The organism is Methylobacter tundripaludum (assembly GCF_002934365.1).
GTDB lineage: Bacteria > Pseudomonadota > Gammaproteobacteria > Methylococcales > Methylomonadaceae > Methylobacter_A > Methylobacter_A tundripaludum_A.
The window spans coordinates 25650-43264 of record NZ_PTIY01000013.1 but is presented as its reverse complement, the minus strand read 5'-3'; the positions used below and the strand labels follow the sequence as shown (position 1 = coordinate 43264).

General features: G+C 49.2%; 21 protein-coding genes. 18 read left to right on the top strand and 3 right to left on the bottom strand.

Features of this window, described 5'->3' with window-relative positions; all coding sequences use genetic code 11:
- Nucleotides 1–81 precede the first annotated feature (81 nt).
- From B0F88_RS14995 to B0F88_RS14925, 16 genes are all read left to right on the top strand, one after another.
- Nucleotides 82–579, top strand: a complete 498-nt coding sequence (locus B0F88_RS14995) for a flagellar basal body-associated FliL family protein (protein WP_104424746.1) — start codon at nucleotides 82–84, stop codon at nucleotides 577–579.
- A 3-nt stretch (nucleotides 580–582) separates the two neighbouring features.
- On the top strand, nucleotides 583–1578 hold the full coding sequence (gene fliM / locus B0F88_RS14990; RefSeq protein ID WP_104424745.1) for a flagellar motor switch protein FliM: 996 nt from the start codon (nucleotides 583–585) through the stop codon (nucleotides 1576–1578).
- 55 nt (nucleotides 1579–1633) lie between these two features.
- Entirely contained in the window at nucleotides 1634–2014 is a 381-nt protein-coding gene (fliN, locus tag B0F88_RS14985; RefSeq protein ID WP_104424744.1) for a flagellar motor switch protein FliN, read from the top strand.
- On the top strand, nucleotides 2014–2472 hold the full coding sequence (gene fliO, locus B0F88_RS14980) for a flagellar biosynthetic protein FliO (protein WP_104424743.1): 459 nt from the start codon (nucleotides 2014–2016) through the stop codon (nucleotides 2470–2472). Before fliN ends, fliO begins: the two co-directional genes overlap by 1 nt.
- Nucleotides 2465–3223, top strand: coding sequence for a flagellar type III secretion system pore protein FliP (fliP, locus tag B0F88_RS14975; protein ID WP_104424742.1), 759 nt, complete (start codon nucleotides 2465–2467; stop codon nucleotides 3221–3223). The genes fliO and fliP overlap by 8 nt, the downstream gene beginning before the upstream one ends.
- A gap of 34 nt (nucleotides 3224–3257) precedes the next feature.
- Nucleotides 3258–3527: a flagellar biosynthesis protein FliQ gene (gene fliQ, locus B0F88_RS14970; RefSeq protein ID WP_104424741.1), complete on the top strand. Its 270-nt coding sequence runs from the start codon at nucleotides 3258–3260 to the stop codon at nucleotides 3525–3527.
- 3 nt (nucleotides 3528–3530) lie between these two features.
- The gene (gene fliR, locus B0F88_RS14965) at nucleotides 3531–4304 is read left to right on the top strand and encodes a flagellar biosynthetic protein FliR (RefSeq protein ID WP_104424740.1); all 774 of its coding nucleotides are present in this window, start codon (nucleotides 3531–3533) and stop codon (nucleotides 4302–4304) included.
- A 3-nt stretch (nucleotides 4305–4307) separates the two neighbouring features.
- Nucleotides 4308–5438, top strand: coding sequence for a flagellar biosynthesis protein FlhB (gene flhB, locus B0F88_RS14960; protein WP_104424739.1), 1131 nt, complete (start codon nucleotides 4308–4310; stop codon nucleotides 5436–5438).
- Between the two features lie 6 nt (nucleotides 5439–5444).
- Complete coding sequence (gene flhA, locus B0F88_RS14955) at nucleotides 5445–7544, top strand: flagellar biosynthesis protein FlhA (RefSeq protein ID WP_104424738.1); 2100 nt, start codon at nucleotides 5445–5447, stop codon at nucleotides 7542–7544.
- A gap of 16 nt (nucleotides 7545–7560) precedes the next feature.
- Entirely contained in the window at nucleotides 7561–9126 is a 1566-nt protein-coding gene (flhF, locus tag B0F88_RS14950) for a flagellar biosynthesis protein FlhF (protein WP_104424737.1), read from the top strand.
- Between the two features lie 31 nt (nucleotides 9127–9157).
- Nucleotides 9158–9991, top strand: coding sequence for a MinD/ParA family protein (locus B0F88_RS14945; RefSeq protein ID WP_104424803.1), 834 nt, complete (start codon nucleotides 9158–9160; stop codon nucleotides 9989–9991).
- On the top strand, nucleotides 9988–10716 hold the full coding sequence (locus B0F88_RS14940; protein WP_104424736.1) for an RNA polymerase sigma factor FliA: 729 nt from the start codon (nucleotides 9988–9990) through the stop codon (nucleotides 10714–10716). Before B0F88_RS14945 ends, B0F88_RS14940 begins: the two co-directional genes overlap by 4 nt.
- A gap of 31 nt (nucleotides 10717–10747) precedes the next feature.
- Entirely contained in the window at nucleotides 10748–11503 is a 756-nt protein-coding gene (locus B0F88_RS14935; protein ID WP_104424735.1) for a flagellar motor protein, read from the top strand.
- Nucleotides 11504–11506: 3 nt separating this feature from the next.
- On the top strand, nucleotides 11507–12358 hold the full coding sequence (gene motD, locus B0F88_RS14930) for a flagellar motor protein MotD (RefSeq protein ID WP_104424734.1): 852 nt from the start codon (nucleotides 11507–11509) through the stop codon (nucleotides 12356–12358).
- Between the two features lie 76 nt (nucleotides 12359–12434).
- Nucleotides 12435–12599 carry a hypothetical protein gene (locus tag B0F88_RS19410; RefSeq protein WP_181049917.1) on the top strand — a complete coding sequence of 55 codons (165 nt, stop codon included), beginning with the start codon at nucleotides 12435–12437 and terminating at the stop codon, nucleotides 12597–12599.
- Nucleotides 12599–13018 carry a DUF2802 domain-containing protein gene (locus B0F88_RS14925; RefSeq protein ID WP_104424733.1) on the top strand — a complete coding sequence of 140 codons (420 nt, stop codon included), beginning with the start codon at nucleotides 12599–12601 and terminating at the stop codon, nucleotides 13016–13018. The genes B0F88_RS19410 and B0F88_RS14925 overlap by 1 nt, the downstream gene beginning before the upstream one ends.
- Before the next feature lie 75 nt (nucleotides 13019–13093).
- Here the strand turns inward: B0F88_RS14925 and B0F88_RS14920 are convergent, their stop codons facing one another.
- Nucleotides 13094–13762 carry a Bax inhibitor-1/YccA family protein gene (locus B0F88_RS14920; protein WP_104424732.1) on the bottom strand — a complete coding sequence of 223 codons (669 nt, stop codon included), beginning with the start codon at nucleotides 13760–13762 and terminating at the stop codon, nucleotides 13094–13096.
- Between the two features lie 139 nt (nucleotides 13763–13901).
- On the opposite strand from B0F88_RS14920, the gene B0F88_RS14915 reads away from it, so the two are divergent.
- Together B0F88_RS14915 and B0F88_RS14910 are read left to right on the top strand one after the other, a co-directional pair.
- Entirely contained in the window at nucleotides 13902–14297 is a 396-nt protein-coding gene (locus B0F88_RS14915; protein ID WP_104424731.1) for a group II truncated hemoglobin, read from the top strand.
- A gap of 87 nt (nucleotides 14298–14384) precedes the next feature.
- The gene (locus tag B0F88_RS14910) at nucleotides 14385–15095 is read left to right on the top strand and encodes a M48 family metallopeptidase (RefSeq protein WP_308555386.1); all 711 of its coding nucleotides are present in this window, start codon (nucleotides 14385–14387) and stop codon (nucleotides 15093–15095) included.
- Nucleotides 15096–15106: 11 nt separating this feature from the next.
- Here the strand turns inward: B0F88_RS14910 and B0F88_RS14905 are convergent, their stop codons facing one another.
- Together B0F88_RS14905 and B0F88_RS14900 are read right to left on the bottom strand one after the other, a co-directional pair.
- Entirely contained in the window at nucleotides 15107–15781 is a 675-nt protein-coding gene (locus tag B0F88_RS14905) for a copper resistance protein B (protein ID WP_104424730.1), read from the bottom strand.
- Nucleotides 15774–17402, bottom strand: coding sequence for a copper resistance system multicopper oxidase (locus tag B0F88_RS14900; RefSeq protein ID WP_258076685.1), 1629 nt, complete (start codon nucleotides 17400–17402; stop codon nucleotides 15774–15776). The genes B0F88_RS14905 and B0F88_RS14900 overlap by 8 nt, the downstream gene beginning before the upstream one ends.
- Nucleotides 17403–17615: the final 213 nt, after the last annotated feature.

The following is a 17615-nucleotide window of genomic DNA, read 5'->3' as shown; positions in this document are numbered from 1 at the left end:
TAAATAATTGTTTATATATGTGTTATTGTTTTATGGTCTTTAAATTGCGTATTTATGGATTAAAATCGGAGGGGTTGCAACATGGCTGAACTTGAGCAAGAAGACGGAGAGGAAAAGAAATCTCCTAAAAAACTTATCATTATAATTGCCGCCGCATTGATTTTATTGATTGCCGGGGGCGGTGTCACTTTCTTTCTTATGAAAGGGGATTCGTCTAAAGGGGAAAAAGTTGCACATGAAGACGGGGCCGCAGTTCATCCAGAAAAGCTCTATTTTGATATGAGTAAGCCCATTATTGTTGATTTTCCCTCCGGTTCAGCAGTCAAACATGGGAGGATTACGGTTTCCATGTTGGTTGAAGGCGCCGAAACTATTGATGTTCTGAAGAAAAATGAACCCATGATACAAAACAATTTGTTGATGTTGATTGGCGCGAAGGACAGCAGTGTGCTAAATACCGCTGAAGGCAAAGAGATGTTGCGTAAAGCCATATTAGATGATGTGACCGCCGTTTTAGTAAAAATGTCAGGGAAGGGCAAGGTTGATGAAATATTTTTTACTTCGTTTGTAATGAAATAACTTATGAGTGATTTACTCTCACAGGCGGAAATTGATGCGTTGCTGAACGGTGTCAGCGACGGAGACATCGAAACAGAGGATGAGTCCGAGTTTTATTCTGAAGCGGATGACGAAGAATTTCATGAAAAAGGCGTTGTCAGGGAATATGACTTTGCCAGCCAGGAAAGAATTGTTCGCGGGCGTATGCCGACCTTGGAAATGGTTAACGAACGGTTTGCCAGGTTTATCCGTATTTCATTATTTAATTTCTTGCGCCGTTCGGCGGAAATTTTTATATCGGGCATTCAGGTTCAAAAGTTTTCCGAATATATACAAGGGTTGCTGGTTCCCACCAATCTGACGATTGTCCGGTTTAACCCCTTGCGCGGCAAGGCGTTGATCGTCATCGATCCGCGACTGGTTTTTACGGTGGTGGACAATTTTTTTGGCGGCGCAGGACAATTTTATAACCAGACCGAAGGCAGGGAGTTTACGCCGACCGAGATGCGTGTGGTCAGAATTATCATTGATATGATTTTCAAAGACTTGAAGGAAGCTTGGAAGCCGGTTATGGAGCTCGATTTTGAATATGTGGGCGCAGAAATCAATCCGCGGTTTGCCAATATTATCGGCCCTGGTGAGATTATTGTAATTTCCACTATTCATGTCGAGTTGGAAGGCGGAGGCGGCGATGTCAACATTGCTATGCCTTATGCGATGCTGGAACCGATCCGGGAATTGCTGGATGCCATCAGTAGCGACAGTGGCGAGGTTGACGGCAGCTGGCAGGCTGCTTTGCGCGGCGAAGTGCTGAGAGCGGAAGTGAGTATAAACAGTCTTCTGGTCGAAAAAAACATGACCATAAGAGACGTTATGCGGTTAAAAAAAGGCGATGTAATACCTATCGATATGCCGGAAACGGTGACTCTGAAAGCGGAAGGAATTCCCGTTTTTGAAGGCAAGGTTGGTATATCGGACGGCAATTATGCAATACAGATTATTGATAAGGTAAGATCTTGAATCAACCCGATGCACGCCGGGGTTTGATGGTAACAATATTAAATTGGGAAATAAGATGAGCGAATATCCAAATGCACCTGATGATGGGGAAACGGTTGATGATTTTGAGGCCGCCGCATTTCAGGAATTTAATAACCAGTTTGAAGATAAAAGATCGTCCTCGGTCTCAAGTGATGAAGTTAACCTGGATGTGATTTTGGACGTTCCGGTTACGATTTCGATGGAAATAGGCCGGACCCAGATTAACATCAGGAATCTTTTGCAGTTAAATCAAGGCTCTGTGGTTGAATTGGAGCGTTTCGCCGGGGAGCCGCTTGATGTGTTGGTAAACGGCACTCTGATTGCGCACGGTGAAGTGGTGGTGATCAATGATAAATTCGGTATTCGCTTAACCGATGTTATAAGCCCGTCGGAACGGGTTAAAAGATTAGCCTGATGCCTGGAAAAAAGTGCGTCGCTTGGTTGTTGTTCTTGTGGTTTTCTCCCAGCTTTGCCGCACCGGGCGCTGATGTACCGAAGCAAACCGTCAGGACAATTTCTTCCGGGGACATGCTCCATTGGGGGATTGGCCTGCTGATAGTTTTAGGCATTTTTTTTCTTTGTGTTTGGAGTATGCGCAAGTTAAGCGGGATTACCGCCTACGGCGCGGGAAAAATGCGTATTATCGGCAGCCTGTCGTTGGGTGTACGGGAAAGAGTTATTTTGCTCCAGATTGGAAAGAAACAGCTCGTTTTAGGCGTGACGCCGGGGCGTATAGACGCCTTGCATGTGCTGGAGGGCGACGATTGCCTGAGCACCTCTGCCGGAATGCAGGAGGCATCTCCATCTGCCGGCATAGACAACGGATTTGCGCAAAAATTGATGCAAGCAATGAAAGGACGGTCTGATGGCTAAAAACATTTTATTTCGCTTGCTGCTTATAGGCATTGCTTTTCTGTTTATCGAAACCCCCGCTTTCGCCGCCGCAGGGATTGAAGCGGTCACCGTGACTACAGGCAAGCAAGGCGCACAGACCTATACGGTAACAATCCAGATTCTGGCGTTAATGACCCTGTTAACGGTGTTGCCGGCGCTGTTGTTGACCATGACCTCGTTTACCCGGATCATGATTGTGCTGAGTTTGCTGCGAACAGCTCTAGGAACCGGGCAGGCGCCGAGCAATCAGGTGTTGTTAGGTTTGTCCATGTTTTTGACTATTTTCATCATGATGCCGGTCCTTGACAAGGTGAATGCAGAAGCCGTCCAGCCTTATCTTGAAGAGAAAATTGACGTGACTGTCGCCATGGAAAAGGCTTCAGAGCCATTTCGGCAATTTATGCTGAAACAGACCCGAGAGGCCGATCTGGAATTATTTATCAGGATTTCCGGCAATGATGAGTTGCAGTCAGCCGAAAATGTGCCGTTTTCGTTATTGCTGCCGGCTTTTGTAACCAGTGAATTGAAAACGGCATTCCAGATAGGTTTTCTGATTTTCCTGCCTTTTTTGATCATCGATCTGGTGGTCGCCAGCGTACTGATGTCCATGGGTATGATGATGTTGTCGCCGATGGTTATTTCCCTGCCGTTTAAAATCATGTTGTTTGTTCTTGCTGATGGCTGGTCTTTGATCATGGAAATGCTGGCGGCGAGTTTTTATGTTGTGTAGGGACGGCCGGCTGGCCGCCCATTCGAGGTAGTTTATGGCGCCGGAAACTGTTTATATGGTTGGGCAGGAAGCGATGATTGTTGCGGTCAAGCTGACTGCGCCGGTGTTGATTCCATCTTTGGCAGTAGGCCTGATTATCGCGATGTTTCAGGCGGCCACCCAGATTAATGAGTCGACGCTGACGTTTGTACCCAAGTTAATCGTTATAGCGATAGTTTTGATGCTGATGGGGCCGTCGATGCTGCAAATGTTCCTTGATTATTTTCAAGAATTGATCAGGGACATTCCACATTTGATTGGTTAAACATTGAACTTCACCGAAGAGCAGATTCTCGGTCAAACGGCGTCATTTATCTGGCCGTTAATGCGCATCAGTGCGATGTTTGTGTCCGTGCCGTTGTTTAGCATTCAGTCCGTGCCGGCCCGGGTCAGGCTGGTGCTTTCGGTGGCGATAACACTGGTCGTCATACCGTTGCTTCCGCCTTTGCCGACTGTCGAAATGTTCAGTTACACCGGATTGATGATGGCTATTGCCCAGGTCATGATCGGATTAACCAGCGGTTTTATTTTACAGCTGGCTTTTGCGGCGGTCGTTTTTGCCGGTCAAGGCATAGCATTAAGCATGGGCCTGGGCTTTTCGATGATGGTCGACCCGCAAAGCGGACAACAGGTGCCGGTAGTTGCGCAACTTTACACCGTCACCGCCACGTTAATTTTTATCAGTTTGAACGGACACTTGGTGTTGATACAAATGCTGCTGGACAGTTTTAAAACTTTGCCCATTAGCGTCGAGGGTATCAATGCGACCGGTATTTGGTCAATTATCGTTTGGAGCAGCCAGATGTTCTCCGGCGGGTTGTTGTTGTCCATGCCTATCGTCGCCAGCCTGTTGTTGGTTAATGTCATTTTTGGGGTTGCGGCCAGAGCGGCTCCGCAATTACAAATTTTTTCGGTAGGCTTCCCGGTGACGTTGATGCTGGGATTGCTGTTGGTTTGGAAAACGTTGCCTGATGTGCTGGATCAGTTTTCCGGAATGTTAACGGATGCCTACGAGTTGATCGGGCAGTTGTTGAGGTTGTAAGTTGTGGCTGAAGATTCTGATGAAGATAAAACCGAAGAACCCACCGGTAAGCGTTTAGAAGACGCTAAGAAAAAAGGTCAGATTGCCCGCTCCAGGGAGCTTAATACCTTTGCGATGATGATAGTAAGCGCCTCATTATTGCTTATGCAGGGAGAGAAAATCGGCCATGAACTGTTGGCAATGATGCGGACGGAGTTTCAATTGAGCCGTGCAAGTATTTTCGATCCGGCCACAATCATTGTGCATTTTAAACAAACGATGATTGACGGCGTCGTGATGTTTGCGCCGTTTTTTGCGCTAATGATTGTTGTCGCCATTATTGCCCCCATATCGATGGGCGGGTGGCTATTTAGCTGGGATGCGGTTTCACCGAAGTTCGGCAAAATGGATCCCATTAAGGGCATACCCCGGCTGTTTGCGATGCGGGGACAGATAGAGATGCTGAAAGCGATGTTGAAGATTTTATTGGTTTTTGGCGTCGCGGTTGCTTTGTACAGGTCCTATATAACCGAGTTGCTTGGCTTGGATGCCGAGCCGCTGGAACAATCGGTCGGCCATGCGCTAAATATCATCGGCATGTGTTTTTTACTGCTCAGCGCCTCGTTGGTCGTGATTGCGATGGTTGATGTGCCTTATCAGTTGTGGGATCACAATAAGAAACTGAAAATGACCTTGCAGGAAATCAAGGATGAGCATAAAGAATCCGAGGGCAGTCCCGAGGTGAAGGGACGGCAGCGCAGAATGCAAATGGATATGGCGCAAAACCGGATGATGGCGGAGGTGCCGAAAGCCGATGTTATTGTGACCAATCCCAGCCATTATGCGGTGGCCTTAAAGTATGACCAAAGTTCCAATAGTGCGCCGAAGCTGGTTGCCAAAGGTGTTGATTTGATAGCCGCGCAAATCCGTAATGTCGCTATAGGCGCCGATGTGCCGTTGGTGGCGTCGCCGCCTTTAGCCCGAGCCTTGTATTATTCAACCGAGCTGGACAGAGAGATACCGCAGGGGCTTTATTTGGCGGTAGCTCAAATACTCGCCTACGTTTATCAGTTAAAAGCGGCGCAGAAAAATGACTGGAGAGCACCATTGCCGCCGGAAGACATTAACGTGCCTGACGAATTTAAACGGGATTAACAGGGTATGGATTTTACTAAATTAAAAGCAGCATTGGGGGTATTGGGTAAGGCTGAGTTGGGCGCCCCATTAGTTATCGTGATGGTTTTGTCGATGTTGATAATTCCGTTGCCGGCGTTTGTGCTCGATCTGTTTTTTACCTTTAATATCGCCTTTTCGTTAATCATCCTGTTGGTTGTTGTTTATACGCTTAAACCGCTGGAGTTTGCATCATTTCCAACCGTTATTCTGCTGGCAACGATATTGCGCCTGGCGTTGAACGTGGCTTCGACGCGTGTCGTATTGATGGAAGGGCATAAGGGCGGCGACGCGGCCGGTAAGGTGATTGAGGCTTTCGGCGCTTTTGTTATCGGCGGCAACTTTGCCGTGGGTCTGGTGGTTTTTGCGATCCTCGTAATCATCAATTTCATGGTCGTTACCAAAGGCGCCGGGCGGATTGCGGAAGTCGGGGCTCGGTTTACGCTGGATGCGATGCCGGGCAAGCAAATGGCTATTGATGCGGATTTGAATGCCGGGTTGCTGACTCAGGACGAAGCCCGCGAGCGGCGCGCCGAAGTGGCGACCGAAGCGGATTTCTACGGTTCTATGGACGGTGCGAGCAAATTTGTCCGGGGCGATGCGATTGCCGGGATTATTATTTTATTTGTCAATATGATCGGCGGTTTGGCCATCGGCGTGCTTCAACACGATTTGAGTTTTGCCGAGGCTGGAAAAATTTATGTCTTACTGTCTATCGGTGACGGTTTAGTCGCTCAAATCCCTTCCTTGTTATTGTCGGTGGCATCGGCTTTGGTTGTGACCAAGGTCGGCAGCACCGGTGAGAATATCGGTCAGCAAGTTACCGCGCAGCTATTTGCGAATCCCAAGGCTTTGACGGTGACCGCGGCAGTGGTCGGCGCGTTGGGTATTATTCCGGGCATGCCTAATTTGGTTTTTATCTTGCTGGCTGGGGCTTTAGCCGGCGCCGCCTATTTAATTGAAAAGAAACAGAAAGACGCTGAATTGGTTACTCTTGATTATCCTCAGGAGATGACTCAGAACCTGCCTCCCCCTGAAACCAAGGAACTGGGCTGGGATGATGTAATGCCGGTTGATGTGGTCGGCCTGGAAGTGGGTTATCGGCTGATTCCGTTGGTGGACAAGAATCAGGGCGGGCAACTGATGGTCCGTATCAAAGGCGTAAGGAAAAAACTGTCCCAGGAATTGGGTTTTTTAATTCCGTCGGTGCATATTCGCGACAACCTTGACTTGAGTCCGACAGCCTACAGGATTTCTCTGATGGGCGTGACCGTAGGTGAAGCCGAAATCATGCCGGACATGGAAATGGCGATTAATCCGGGGCGTGTTTTCGGCACCTTAAAAGGCAGGGAGTGTCGGGATCCGGCTTTTGGCCTGGATGCGGTGTGGATAGAACCCAACCAGAAAGATCATGCGCAAACCCTGGGTTATACGGTGGTTGATCCCGGAACAGTGGTGGCGACCCATTTGAGTCATCTTTTGCAGTCGCATGCTCATGAGTTGTTCGGTTACGAAGAGGCACATAAAATACTCGACAATCTGGCTAAGTCAGCTCCCAAGCTGGTAGAGGATCTGGTGCCGAAAACATTACCGCTGGGTGTGGTGGTCAAGGTATTGCAAAACCTGCTACAAGAGCATGTGCCCATTAGGGATATGCGCAGCATAGTCGAAACTTTGGCGGAGTACGGGCTTAGAAGTCAAGATCCCGACATCTTGACGTCGGCGGTACGCTCGGCATTAGGCCGGTTAATTATTCATGAAATCAGTGGGATGCAGGATGAATTGCCGGTTATTACATTGGATCACGAGTTGGAACAGTTGTTGCATAAATCTCTGCAAACGGCAGGTGAAAGCGGTGTTGGGATCGAGCCGGGGTTAGCAGAACAAATGCATACGTCATTGCAGGAAAGTATGCAAAAAATGGAAATGGAGGGACAGACGGCGGTGTTGCTGGTTTCTTCATATATCCGTCCGTGGTTATCCCGGTTCGTTCGCCACTCCATTCCCGGATTACATGTCTTGGCATACAATGAAATACCGGCGGATCGGCAGATCAAAGTAGTTTCAACAGTCGGACGACGAACATAGCACATGGGGCTAAATTATGAAGATTAAACGTTTTTTTGCAGCGGATATACGCCAAGCCATGCGAATGGTAAAAGAGGAGCTGGGCGCGGATGCAGTCATCATGTCAAACAAGTCTGTCGACGGCGGTGTTGAGATCGTTGCAGCGCGAGACTTTGATGAGCAACTGATTCAGAGCAAGTTGCAAAAACAGGCCGCAGAGCAACAGCCTCCTGCTCCTGCTCGGTCGTATCGCGATGCTTCCAGTCATGAAACTAGAAAACTCGATTTGCCTGATTTTGAAACGGAAAAAAATCATTTGCATGTGTTAAGCAGTCAAAGAAAACAAAGCGCGGAAGGATTCGTGCCCGAGCGCGCTCCGGTGCGGCAGCAACAACGATTCTCTAGCGATCACGAAACTTCATCCCTCCATAGCAACCGGGCGAATCGATTCCTTGCCGACTCCAATACTTCCAGCATTGCTAGTGGCCGCCGGAATATTGACGAATATGTGGGTTATGCGGAAAAAGTACATCTACGCGGCGCCTCTGAAACAGCAAGAGTCTCCAAACCGGTTGCGCCTGTTGCAAAAGAAAGGCCTATTCAACCTGCCAAGGCTGCGGCTCAGGCCTCTCGCGTGTCTTCTGTAGCGGAAGCAACCGAAAAACAGAACACTCTGGCGGATAACTTGTTAATGGAAATGAGCAAGGAACTGAAATCTTTAAGATCCGCGATGGATTCCAAATTGTCCAACGTCAGCTGGGCCGCCATGTCTCAAGCCAACCCGGTCAGGGCTGATTTGCTACAGCGTTTGGCCGGCATGAGTATTTCGAGAAAATTGAGTGTCAAAATCGCCAATCGCTTTGCCAACCACACCGACGCCGAACTGGTTTTTAGCCAAGCTCAAGAGCTGCTGGCTAAAGTATTGCCGGTGGCTGACGACGACTTGCTTCAGCACGGCGGTATTGCCGCGCTGGTAGGGCCTACCGGCGTCGGAAAAACCACAACGATCGCCAAACTGGCCGCCAAGTTCATTTTGAAACACGGACCAAGACAGGTTGCATTGATAACCACCGATAACTACCGTATCGGCGCTCATGAGCAATTGAGCACCTATGGACGTATACTTGACGTTCCGGTTCGGGTGGCGTCCAGCGCTGCGGAGTTACGCAATCTTATCGATGGTTTTGCAGACAAACGTCTTATTTTGATCGATACTGCCGGTATGAGCCAACGCAATATGAAGCTGGCCGAGCAGATTAATACCTTGCAACAAAGCGGACAACCTATTAGATCTTATCTGGTGATGTCGGCTGCGACTGAATACAAAGCTATGAATGAAATTATCAAAGCCTTCGAGGTTTTTGAGCCGCAAGCCAGTATTTTGACTAAACTTGACGAAGCGGCAACGATTGGCTCGGCGGTTTCTTCAATAATAGAGAATAACCTGCCGTTGTCGTTTATTGCCGACGGCCAGCAAGTGCCTGAAGATATGCACAGCCCTTGTGCCCGGACTTTAGTCGCGCGATGTGCGGCTGAGCTGGATGAGGAAAGCGATTATAACGATGAAAATAACGAAGCTTGGGTGGCGCAAGGCTATGCATAATCCACCTGACCAAGCAGCCGGAATAAGAAAAATGAATAAAATAAAACCTGTCCGAGTCATCGCAGTCACCAGCGGCAAAGGTGGAGTGGGCAAAACAAATCTATCGGTTAACGTCGGTATAGCGCTGTCTCAAATGGGGCAGAATGTAGTGTTAATGGATGCCGACATGGGTTTGGCTAATGTTGATATTCTGTTAGGCGTGTACCCCCAGTTCAACCTTTCCCATGTGCTGTCAGGCGAGAAAACATTAAATGAAATCATGATGGAAGGGCCGGCAGGTTTGAGAGTGATCCCCGGCGCTTCGGGCATTCAGAAAATGTCTGAGCTGACCACAATCGAACAAGCCTCAGTGATTCATGCGTTTAGCGAAATCGATCAAAATATCGACGTATTGATTGTCGATACCGCGGCCGGTATATCGGCAAGCGTGGTCAATTTTGCCCGCGCCTGCCAGGAAATTATCGTGGTTGTCTGCGATGAACCGACGTCGTTAACCGATGCTTATGCGTTCATTAAACTGCTTAACCGGGATTACGGTTTGTCCCATTTTCATGTGATAACCAATATGGTTCAAAGCGTTCAGCAAGGGCATGCGTTATTTCAAAAATTAAGCAAAGTAACCGATCGTTATCTCGATGTTACGCTGAAGTTTGCCGGTGCGGTGCCTTACGACGAATATTTGCGTAAGGCCGTTCAAAAACAAATGCCCGTAGTAATGGGCTTTCCCAGAAGCAAGGCCGCGCTTGCGCTGAAAACGATAGCCGCAAGAATTGACAGCTGGCCGCTGAAATCCCAGGCGGGCGGTTACATTGAGTTTTTTATTGAGAGAATGATTCAATACGGTTCCCAAAAGGATGTCGCATGAGCGGTGTGGCAATGTACACAGCGGTGCAAGCTGGAGGCACGGATGAACGTGTCATGCAGCATGCACCGTTAGTCAAGCGCATTGCCTACCACTTATTGAGCAGACTGCCTGATTCGGTCCAAGTCGATGACTTGATTCAGGCCGGGATGCTCGGCTTGCTGGAAGCCATCAAGAATTATGATGTTTCGCAGGGAGCCAGTTTTGACACCTATGCCGGTATCCGTATTCGGGGTGCTATGCTGGATGAGGTCAGGCGCAGCGACTGGACGCCTCGTTCCGTGCATAAAAAATCACGCATGGTTTCGGAGGCCATACGCACCATCGAGAACAGCACCGGCCGCGAGGCCAGAGACGCCGACGTGGCTGAGCATTTAGGCATAGCCATCGATGAATATAACCGCATACTCCAGGATTCAAGCAGCTGCCGCGTGTTCAGCGTCGAAGAATTGGCGCAAGATGGAGACCATTATCTCGATGAAGCCGTGGATCATGAAGAAGGTCTCGCGGACGCTTTAAGCCGTGAAGGTTTTGAGCAGGCGTTGGCAAACGCGATCGCAAGTTTGCCCGAACGTGAGCGTCTGGTTATATCGTTGTATTATGATGAAGAACTTAATTTGCGCGAAATCGGCGAAGTTTTGAATATTAGCGAATCCAGAGTCAGCCAAATCAGCACCCAGGCCGTACTGAGGCTGCGTTCAAGAATGTCCGAATGGACAAGCGATTAATGGTCTTCAGTCGCTCATCTGAAAACTAAAAATGGATATTTTAAGTATTGCCGGCATCTTGGTCGGTGTCGGCGCAATTCTGTTGGGAATCATACTGGATGGCGGCGACATCGATTCGTTGGTGAACGTGCCCGCGCTTATCATTGTGTTTGGCGGCACATTGGGGGCGACGCTGTTGCAATTTCCACCGGCTGTTTTTGTCAGAAGCGTCAAGATGCTGTCGTGGGTGTTAATCTCAAAACAAGTCGATCTGTCGGCGCAAATTGACAAGGTCATTTACTGGAGTCATCTGGCGCGCAAGGAAGGCTTGTTAGGTCTTGAAAATGCGATACCCGATGAGAAGGACCCGTTTATAAAAAAAAGTTTGCAGTTGCTGGTTGATGGAAATGAGTCCGACGCCATCCGCAACATATTGGATCTGGATATAGACGCCAAGGAAAGCACAGCCTTACAGGCGGTAGGATTGTACGAGGCGATGGGCGGCTATGCGCCGACCATCGGTATTCTCGGCGCGGTGATGGGCTTAATCCATGTGATGCAGAACTTGACCAACCCGGAGCTTTTAGGGGAAGGAATAGCCACGGCTTTTGTCGCGACAATCTATGGCGTGGGTTCGGCCAATCTTGTTTTTTTGCCGATCGCCAACAAATTAAAAAGCCATGTATTTGCATTGACCCAAGCCAAGGAAATGTTGGCAGAGGGTATTATTTCCATTGCAGAAGGCGAAAATCCCAGGAACATCAAGTTGAAACTGGGCGGCTATCTGAATGGCGCCTATAAAGACTAGGCTATGACTAGGCGCAGGAAGAGACATAGAGAGAACACTAATAATCATGACCGCTGGATGGTGTCATATGCAGATTTCATCACCTTGCTGTTTGCGTTTTTTGTGGTCATGTACGCAATCTCTTCGGTCAATGAAGGGAAATATAAAACGCTGTCCGATTCATTAGGCCATGCATTCTCGAATAACGGGCAGCAGGGCGATGAGATCGATCCTATTCAGATAGGGACTTTGCCGACGACGATAGATCCCATTCCATTGGAAAACCCTGCGACGGCAGACGTTGAAAAAAGACGGGAGCTGAGTGATGAAATTCTAAAAGAAAGACAGCAGTTGAGCCAGGTGTCCGATCAATTCGAGCAGGTTTTAACGCCCTTTATCGATGAAAAGCTGGTTTCAGTCAAGAAGCACGACTATTGGATAGAGTTGGAAATGAATAGCGAAATGTTATTCTTGAGCGGTGAGGCGGAATTATCCAAAAAAGCGATACCCGTGCTGAAGAAGATTGCCGAGGTGATTAATCCATTACCCAATATGGTTAATATTGAAGGTCATACCGATAATGTTCCTATCGATAACCTGAAGTTCAGGTCGAACTGGGATTTGTCATCGGCCCGTGCGACCAGCGTTGTGCATGAGTTGGTTAAGGAGGGAATTGTTCCTCCCCGTTTGTCGGCAATCGGTTATGGAGAATTTCATCCTATTGGCGATAACAAGACAGAGGAAGGGCGATTTAAAAACAGGCGGGTAGTTTTGGTGTTAATGGCTCAAGCTTTTGCCCGTTATGGCGCTAACGATGAAGAGCGCGCCAAGTTATTGAATTTGGCGCCGACAGTGGAGACTACCGTTCAGCCATGATACTGAATGTCTTAACAATAAAGTAAAAAGCCTGCTAATATTACGATTCACGCAATGTCAGTTACGGGAGGCCGATATGCTAGAAATACAACCGGTATTACCCTCTTTATCCGTCGTAAAGTCCCACAAGATTAAAAGGGATGATAGTTACCCTGAGAAACAACAGCCGCGTAGAAAAAAACAAGAAGTGGAAGAACTGGATGATGCAGAACCCATGCAACATATTGACGAGATTGTTTAATGAATAATCTTTTGATGATTGCCCTTATCGTTGAGGGCGCGGCGATTGCGATCATGCTGGTTGCGCTTTTCTGGCTGGCGCGTACCCTGCTGAAACTCAAGCACGACTATCACGTTCTTAATGATATTGTCCACGGCAACACCAATGATATTGCGGGTTTGTGTTCCGCTGCTTTGACCGTGGACAGCCGAATAGCCACAGTGGACAGCAAAATAGCCGTTGCGGACGAACATCTCGACGATCTGGCGGCAAAGATTGCGGAAGTCGGGCAACATGACCAGTCCTCTCACCCTTACAGCGGAGACATCCGCAAAGTAAGAAGCGGGGCCAGTGTCGACGAATTGATGCAAAATTCGGGATTAAGCCATGATGAAGCGGCTTTATTGATCCGTTTGCATGGTTCTAAAACCAAGCCGTGAAAAGACAGCACATAAAAAAGCCCGGCTAACTTGGTTAGCCGGGCTTTTTTATGTGGGATGGGCAAAATAACTATTTTAGTCTTCGCCGCTGAATACGCCCAGCAACTGCAACAAGCTCAGGAACAGGTTGTAGATAGACACGTATAACGAAACAGTCGCCAAAATGTAGTTGGTTTCGCCGCCGTGGATGATTTCACTGGTTTGGAATAGGATCATGCCGGACATCAGCAGAATAAACATGGCCGATACAGCCAGCGATAAAGCCGGGATAGCGAAAAACATCGCACCAAGACCCGCCAGAAACGCCACCAGAACGCCGACCATCAGGAAGCCGCCCATAAAGCTGAAATCTTTGCGCGTTGTTAAGGCGTAGCCGGAAAGTCCCAGGAATATCACGCCAGTGCCGCCTAATGCGGTCATAATCAGTTCGTGACCGTTACTGAATGCGGCAACGTACATGGATAAAATAGGGCCCAGCGTTAACCCCATAAAACCGGTCAAAGCAAAAACAAAAACCAGTCCCAAGCTGCTGTTGCTGAATTTGGTCGTCAAGAACAGCAGGCCGAAATAACCCACCAGCGTAATGATCGGGCCAAAATGCGGCAGATTCAGGACCATTGCAGCGCCTGCCGTCATCGCGCTGAAAAGCAATGTCATCGACAACAACAGGTAAGTGTTTCTCAATACTTTATTGGTAGCCAGAACACTGGCTTCCGAGCGTGGAATGGCGGTATTTAGTCTCATTTTATATGGACTCCTAAAAAATAAACGGTTAACAAAAAAGATACGGACCTTTAAATCTTACAAGAGTTTGCCCGTATCGGTAAGAATATTTAGTAGAATAGCATATTACTGACAAAATGATTTTTCACAACGACGGATTATGACAGAAAATAGACAAATAACGCCTTATCAAGCGATAGGCGGTGAGGCCGCGATACTTGGCCTGGTGGACCGGTTTTATTTCTTTATGGACGCTTTGCCCGAAGCCGCCGGTATTCGCGCCATGCATGCGGCGGATTTGTCGGGCGCGCGCACCAAGCTGTTCAAGTTTTTGTCGGGCTGGCTGGGCGGTCCCGACTTGTTTGTGCAGGAATTCGGACATCCAAGGTTACGGCAGCGGCATTTCCCCTTTGCGATTGACGAGTCGGCAAGAGACCAATGGATGTTGTGCATGAATAAAGCCTTAGATGAAATGCCCATGGATGCGAATTTCAGGGAAAATGTACGCCAGGCATTGCAGCAACTGGCGACGCACATGATTAATCAGGATGAATAGGGCGCGTGACACAATAAACCAACGTTGTTTATATCAGAGCAAATACTATTTCTTACCCCAGTCACATAGAGAGCCGTCATTTCTAACTTGCCATTCTCTTATCAAATCCGGCGCAGTCAGCGGGCCACGCAGACGCGCATCATCGTGACGCCCGGCAAAGTCGAAGTCGTCGCACCGGTAAAAGTTGCCGAACATAAAATTCATCAATTCGTTCAGTCCAAGCAGCAGTGGATAGTCCAGGCGATGGATAAAATCGCAGCTAAAACTCATCAACATAAAACCTTAGCGCCCACTGTTTACGGGCATGGCGCCGACATTCCTTATCAGGGGGAATCATATAAATTGGCGGTGCGGCCGACAAAATTAAAAAGGATAAAAATAGAATTTAGCCGGGAATTTATTGCCCACGTTCCCGACGCCTTGATGATTCAAGACCACAGCGCCGAGATAAAGGATGCGCTTATCCGCTGGATGAAAAAGGAATCGAAAATCCAGGTGGAGCAGCTGGTAAACCGTCATGCGGAAAGAAAGCAGCTATTTCCGCAGACCATTAAAATCAAGACCCAAAAAAGCCGGTGGGGCAGTTGCGGCATTCATAACGACATCAACATCAATTGGCTGTTAATCATAGCTCCGCCCGAAGTATTGGAATACGTCGTGGTACACGAGCTTTGCCATATCAAAGTCAGGAACCATTCCGCCCATTTCTGGGCCTTGGTTGCCGAACATTTGCCGGACTACCAAAGCCGCAGGCATTGGCTGAAAAAGCATGGCGGCAGTTTGATGATGGGCTTGTGATGAGCGGGGCGTTAATACCAAATCCTCATTCCCACCACGCCGCGCAAACTGTGATGATGTTCGCGCAGCGATTCTTCCTCGACATAATCGAAACCGATATACGGCGCGAACTCACGCTCGATCTCGTAACGTAAGCGCATGCCGGCTTCAAGTTCGGTGACGCCCGCCTTTACGCCGCGAATTTCCAAATCCGATGCCGCGACATTGACCTCAAATCTCGGTGCAAGAATCAGGCGTTGCGTCAACAACAGTTCGTAGCCCAAACTCAAGCGGCCCAATACATTGCCGGTATCGGTTATAAACATGGCGCTGTCGACCTCGATGAAGTACGGCGCCAAACCTTGAAAGCCGATCACTGCGTCAAACGTCCGCTCAGGTTCAAACGCCCGCCGCGCGCCGATCTGGAAATCCCAAAAGGTATCGACATTACGGCTGTACAGCATTTGCAAATCGGCGCGGCCGAAAATGTCCTGGTCGCCGGAATAGTCGCCCTCGGTTTTCAGCCACAGCTTGTGGTCGTCGTTACCGATCCAGTGCTGCACGTCCCATTTGAACAGGTGCAGATCCTGGTTGCCCTCGTATTCCAGGCGCTCGGCCTTGAAATGACTGAAAATTTCGTCATCGCCGTGCGCGTATGCTTGGCTATGCCAGAATACCCACAGTAGGCATAACCAGACTTTATTCATGACCGGACTCCGCTTTCTCGACGATCAGTTTACGGAACATGCCGGTATCCATGTGATACAGCAAATGGCAATGAAACGCCCATTCGCCCTCGGCGTCGGCCGGCACATCGACGCTCACCGTTTCGCCGGGCTTGACGTTGACCACATGTTTCTTCGGGTTGTACATGCCGTTGCCGTTATCCAGGTATTGCCAAAGGCCGTGGATGTGAATCGGATGGTTCATCATGGTTTCGTTGACGTAATGAAAACGAATCCGCTCGCCCAGTTTGACTCGGATCGGTTCGGCGTCGGAATATTTAACATCGTCGAACGACCAGATGTAGCGGTTCATGTTGCCGGTCAAGCGCAACGTGATTTCCCGGTCCGGCGCTCCCATCAGTCCATGCTCAGGCGTTGCGGATTTTAAATGCCGATAGTTTAAGACCGGGTAAGATGCGGCGGGCGTTTCAGTTTCAGCCATCGCTTGATGCGACAGATGCCCGGCATGTGGATCATGCGCCGGTTGCGGGTTGTCGGCCGCCGGCTGGTCATGGCCTTGATGCGAGCCGTGGCCGCCGTGCGCGCCGCCCATCTCGGCCAGCGTCAATAGTTTCAACGGGCGTAACGGCGGAACCGCCGCCGTCAAATCCTCGCGCGGCGTCAGCGAAGCATGGGCATAACCGCTGCGATCCAACGCTTCGGCGAAAATACTGTAAGCCTGCTCGCTTTGCGGCTCGACTATTACGTCGTAAGTTTCGGCAACCGCAATGCGGAACTCCTCGACCTCGATTGGCGATACCGCTTGACCGTCTGCGGCGATCACTCGCATTTTTAAACCCGGTATGCGCAGATCGAAATGGGTCATCGCCGAGGCATTGATAAAACGCAGGCGCAGCTTTTCGCCGGGCCGGAACAGATACGTTTTATGCCTGTCCGGCGTCCGGCCGTTGATCAAAAAATGATAAGTCGCGCCGGTCACATCGGCCAGATCGGTTGGCTCCATGCGCATTTGTCCCCAGGCCAGCCGGTCGGCGACGGTGTCCGAAAATCCCAATCGTTGGATGTCGGTAAAAAAGTCGCCGACGGTACGTTTTTGAAAGTTGTAATAATCGCTCTGCATTTTCAGTCGCGACAAGGTGCGGTGCGGGTCCGCTTCGGGCCAATCGGAAAGCATCACCACATAATCTCTATCGGCAGGTTGATGGTCATGCTTGGGGTCGATGACGATGGCGCCGAAGAGCCCCTGTTGTTCCTGAAACCCGGAATGTCCGTGATACCAGTAAGTGCCGCTTTGCTTGACTTGAAATCGATAGGTAAAGGTCCGGCCGGGCGCAATGCCGCCGAAACTGATGCCCGGCACGCCGTCCATTTGATACGGCAACACGATGCCGTGCCAGTGGATTGAAGTCTGTTCTTTCAAGTTATTGGTGACCTGCAAAGTCACCTGTTCGCCTTCCCGCCAATGCAAGGTCGGCGCCGGCAAGCTGTCGCCGGCAACGACCGCCTGTTGCGGTAGGCCGATCAAATTGACGGATTTTTCATCAATCTGGAGATGGTAAGCATCGGCAGACGCACAATGCCAGCTGTTTAAGAAGCCGATCACGGCAACTTTCAAAAGGAGCGGATATTTGAGTTTTGCCATAGTGGTTACATGCAGTTTATTGCGGATAGGGAAGCCAGGCTTAAACATTGATGTTGGATTATACCCCGCAGCCCGCGCAGGTGCTTACCAAATGGATAAGCGTTAGACTTCACAGCTTCAGTTTTTAGGATCGACAGTTAGACCGGCTTCAGTTGCGGGTATCGAATGCGTAATATATTGCAGAACATTCGGTAAGTTAGACATAAATGTAGG

Excerpts from the sequence above, each read along its gene's own strand:
- B0F88_RS14995 (WP_104424746.1), top strand. The coding sequence starts at position 82 with ATGGCTGAACTTGAGCAAGAAGACGGAGAGGAAAAGAAATCTCCTAAA.
- fliM (WP_104424745.1), top strand. The coding sequence starts at position 583 with ATGAGTGATTTACTCTCACAGGCGGAAATTGATGCGTTGCTGAACGGT.
- fliN (WP_104424744.1), top strand. The coding sequence starts at position 1,634 with ATGAGCGAATATCCAAATGCACCTGATGATGGGGAAACGGTTGATGAT.
- fliO (WP_104424743.1), top strand. The coding sequence starts at position 2,014 with ATGCCTGGAAAAAAGTGCGTCGCTTGGTTGTTGTTCTTGTGGTTTTCT.
- fliP (WP_104424742.1), top strand. The coding sequence starts at position 2,465 with ATGGCTAAAAACATTTTATTTCGCTTGCTGCTTATAGGCATTGCTTTT.
- fliQ (WP_104424741.1), top strand. The coding sequence starts at position 3,258 with ATGGCGCCGGAAACTGTTTATATGGTTGGGCAGGAAGCGATGATTGTT.
- flhA (WP_104424738.1), top strand. The coding sequence starts at position 5,445 with ATGGATTTTACTAAATTAAAAGCAGCATTGGGGGTATTGGGTAAGGCT.
- flhF (WP_104424737.1), top strand. The coding sequence starts at position 7,561 with ATGAAGATTAAACGTTTTTTTGCAGCGGATATACGCCAAGCCATGCGA.
- B0F88_RS14945 (WP_104424803.1), top strand. The coding sequence starts at position 9,158 with ATGAATAAAATAAAACCTGTCCGAGTCATCGCAGTCACCAGCGGCAAA.
- B0F88_RS14940 (WP_104424736.1), top strand. The coding sequence starts at position 9,988 with ATGAGCGGTGTGGCAATGTACACAGCGGTGCAAGCTGGAGGCACGGAT.
- B0F88_RS14935 (WP_104424735.1), top strand. The coding sequence starts at position 10,748 with ATGGATATTTTAAGTATTGCCGGCATCTTGGTCGGTGTCGGCGCAATT.
- motD (WP_104424734.1), top strand. The coding sequence starts at position 11,507 with ATGACTAGGCGCAGGAAGAGACATAGAGAGAACACTAATAATCATGAC.
- B0F88_RS19410 (WP_181049917.1), top strand. The coding sequence starts at position 12,435 with ATGCTAGAAATACAACCGGTATTACCCTCTTTATCCGTCGTAAAGTCC.
- B0F88_RS14925 (WP_104424733.1), top strand. The coding sequence starts at position 12,599 with ATGAATAATCTTTTGATGATTGCCCTTATCGTTGAGGGCGCGGCGATT.
- B0F88_RS14920 (WP_104424732.1), bottom strand. The coding sequence starts at position 13,762 with ATGAGACTAAATACCGCCATTCCACGCTCGGAAGCCAGTGTTCTGGCT.
- B0F88_RS14915 (WP_104424731.1), top strand. The coding sequence starts at position 13,902 with ATGACAGAAAATAGACAAATAACGCCTTATCAAGCGATAGGCGGTGAG.
- B0F88_RS14905 (WP_104424730.1), bottom strand. The coding sequence starts at position 15,781 with ATGAATAAAGTCTGGTTATGCCTACTGTGGGTATTCTGGCATAGCCAA.
- B0F88_RS14900 (WP_258076685.1), bottom strand. The coding sequence starts at position 17,402 with ATGGCAAAACTCAAATATCCGCTCCTTTTGAAAGTTGCCGTGATCGGC.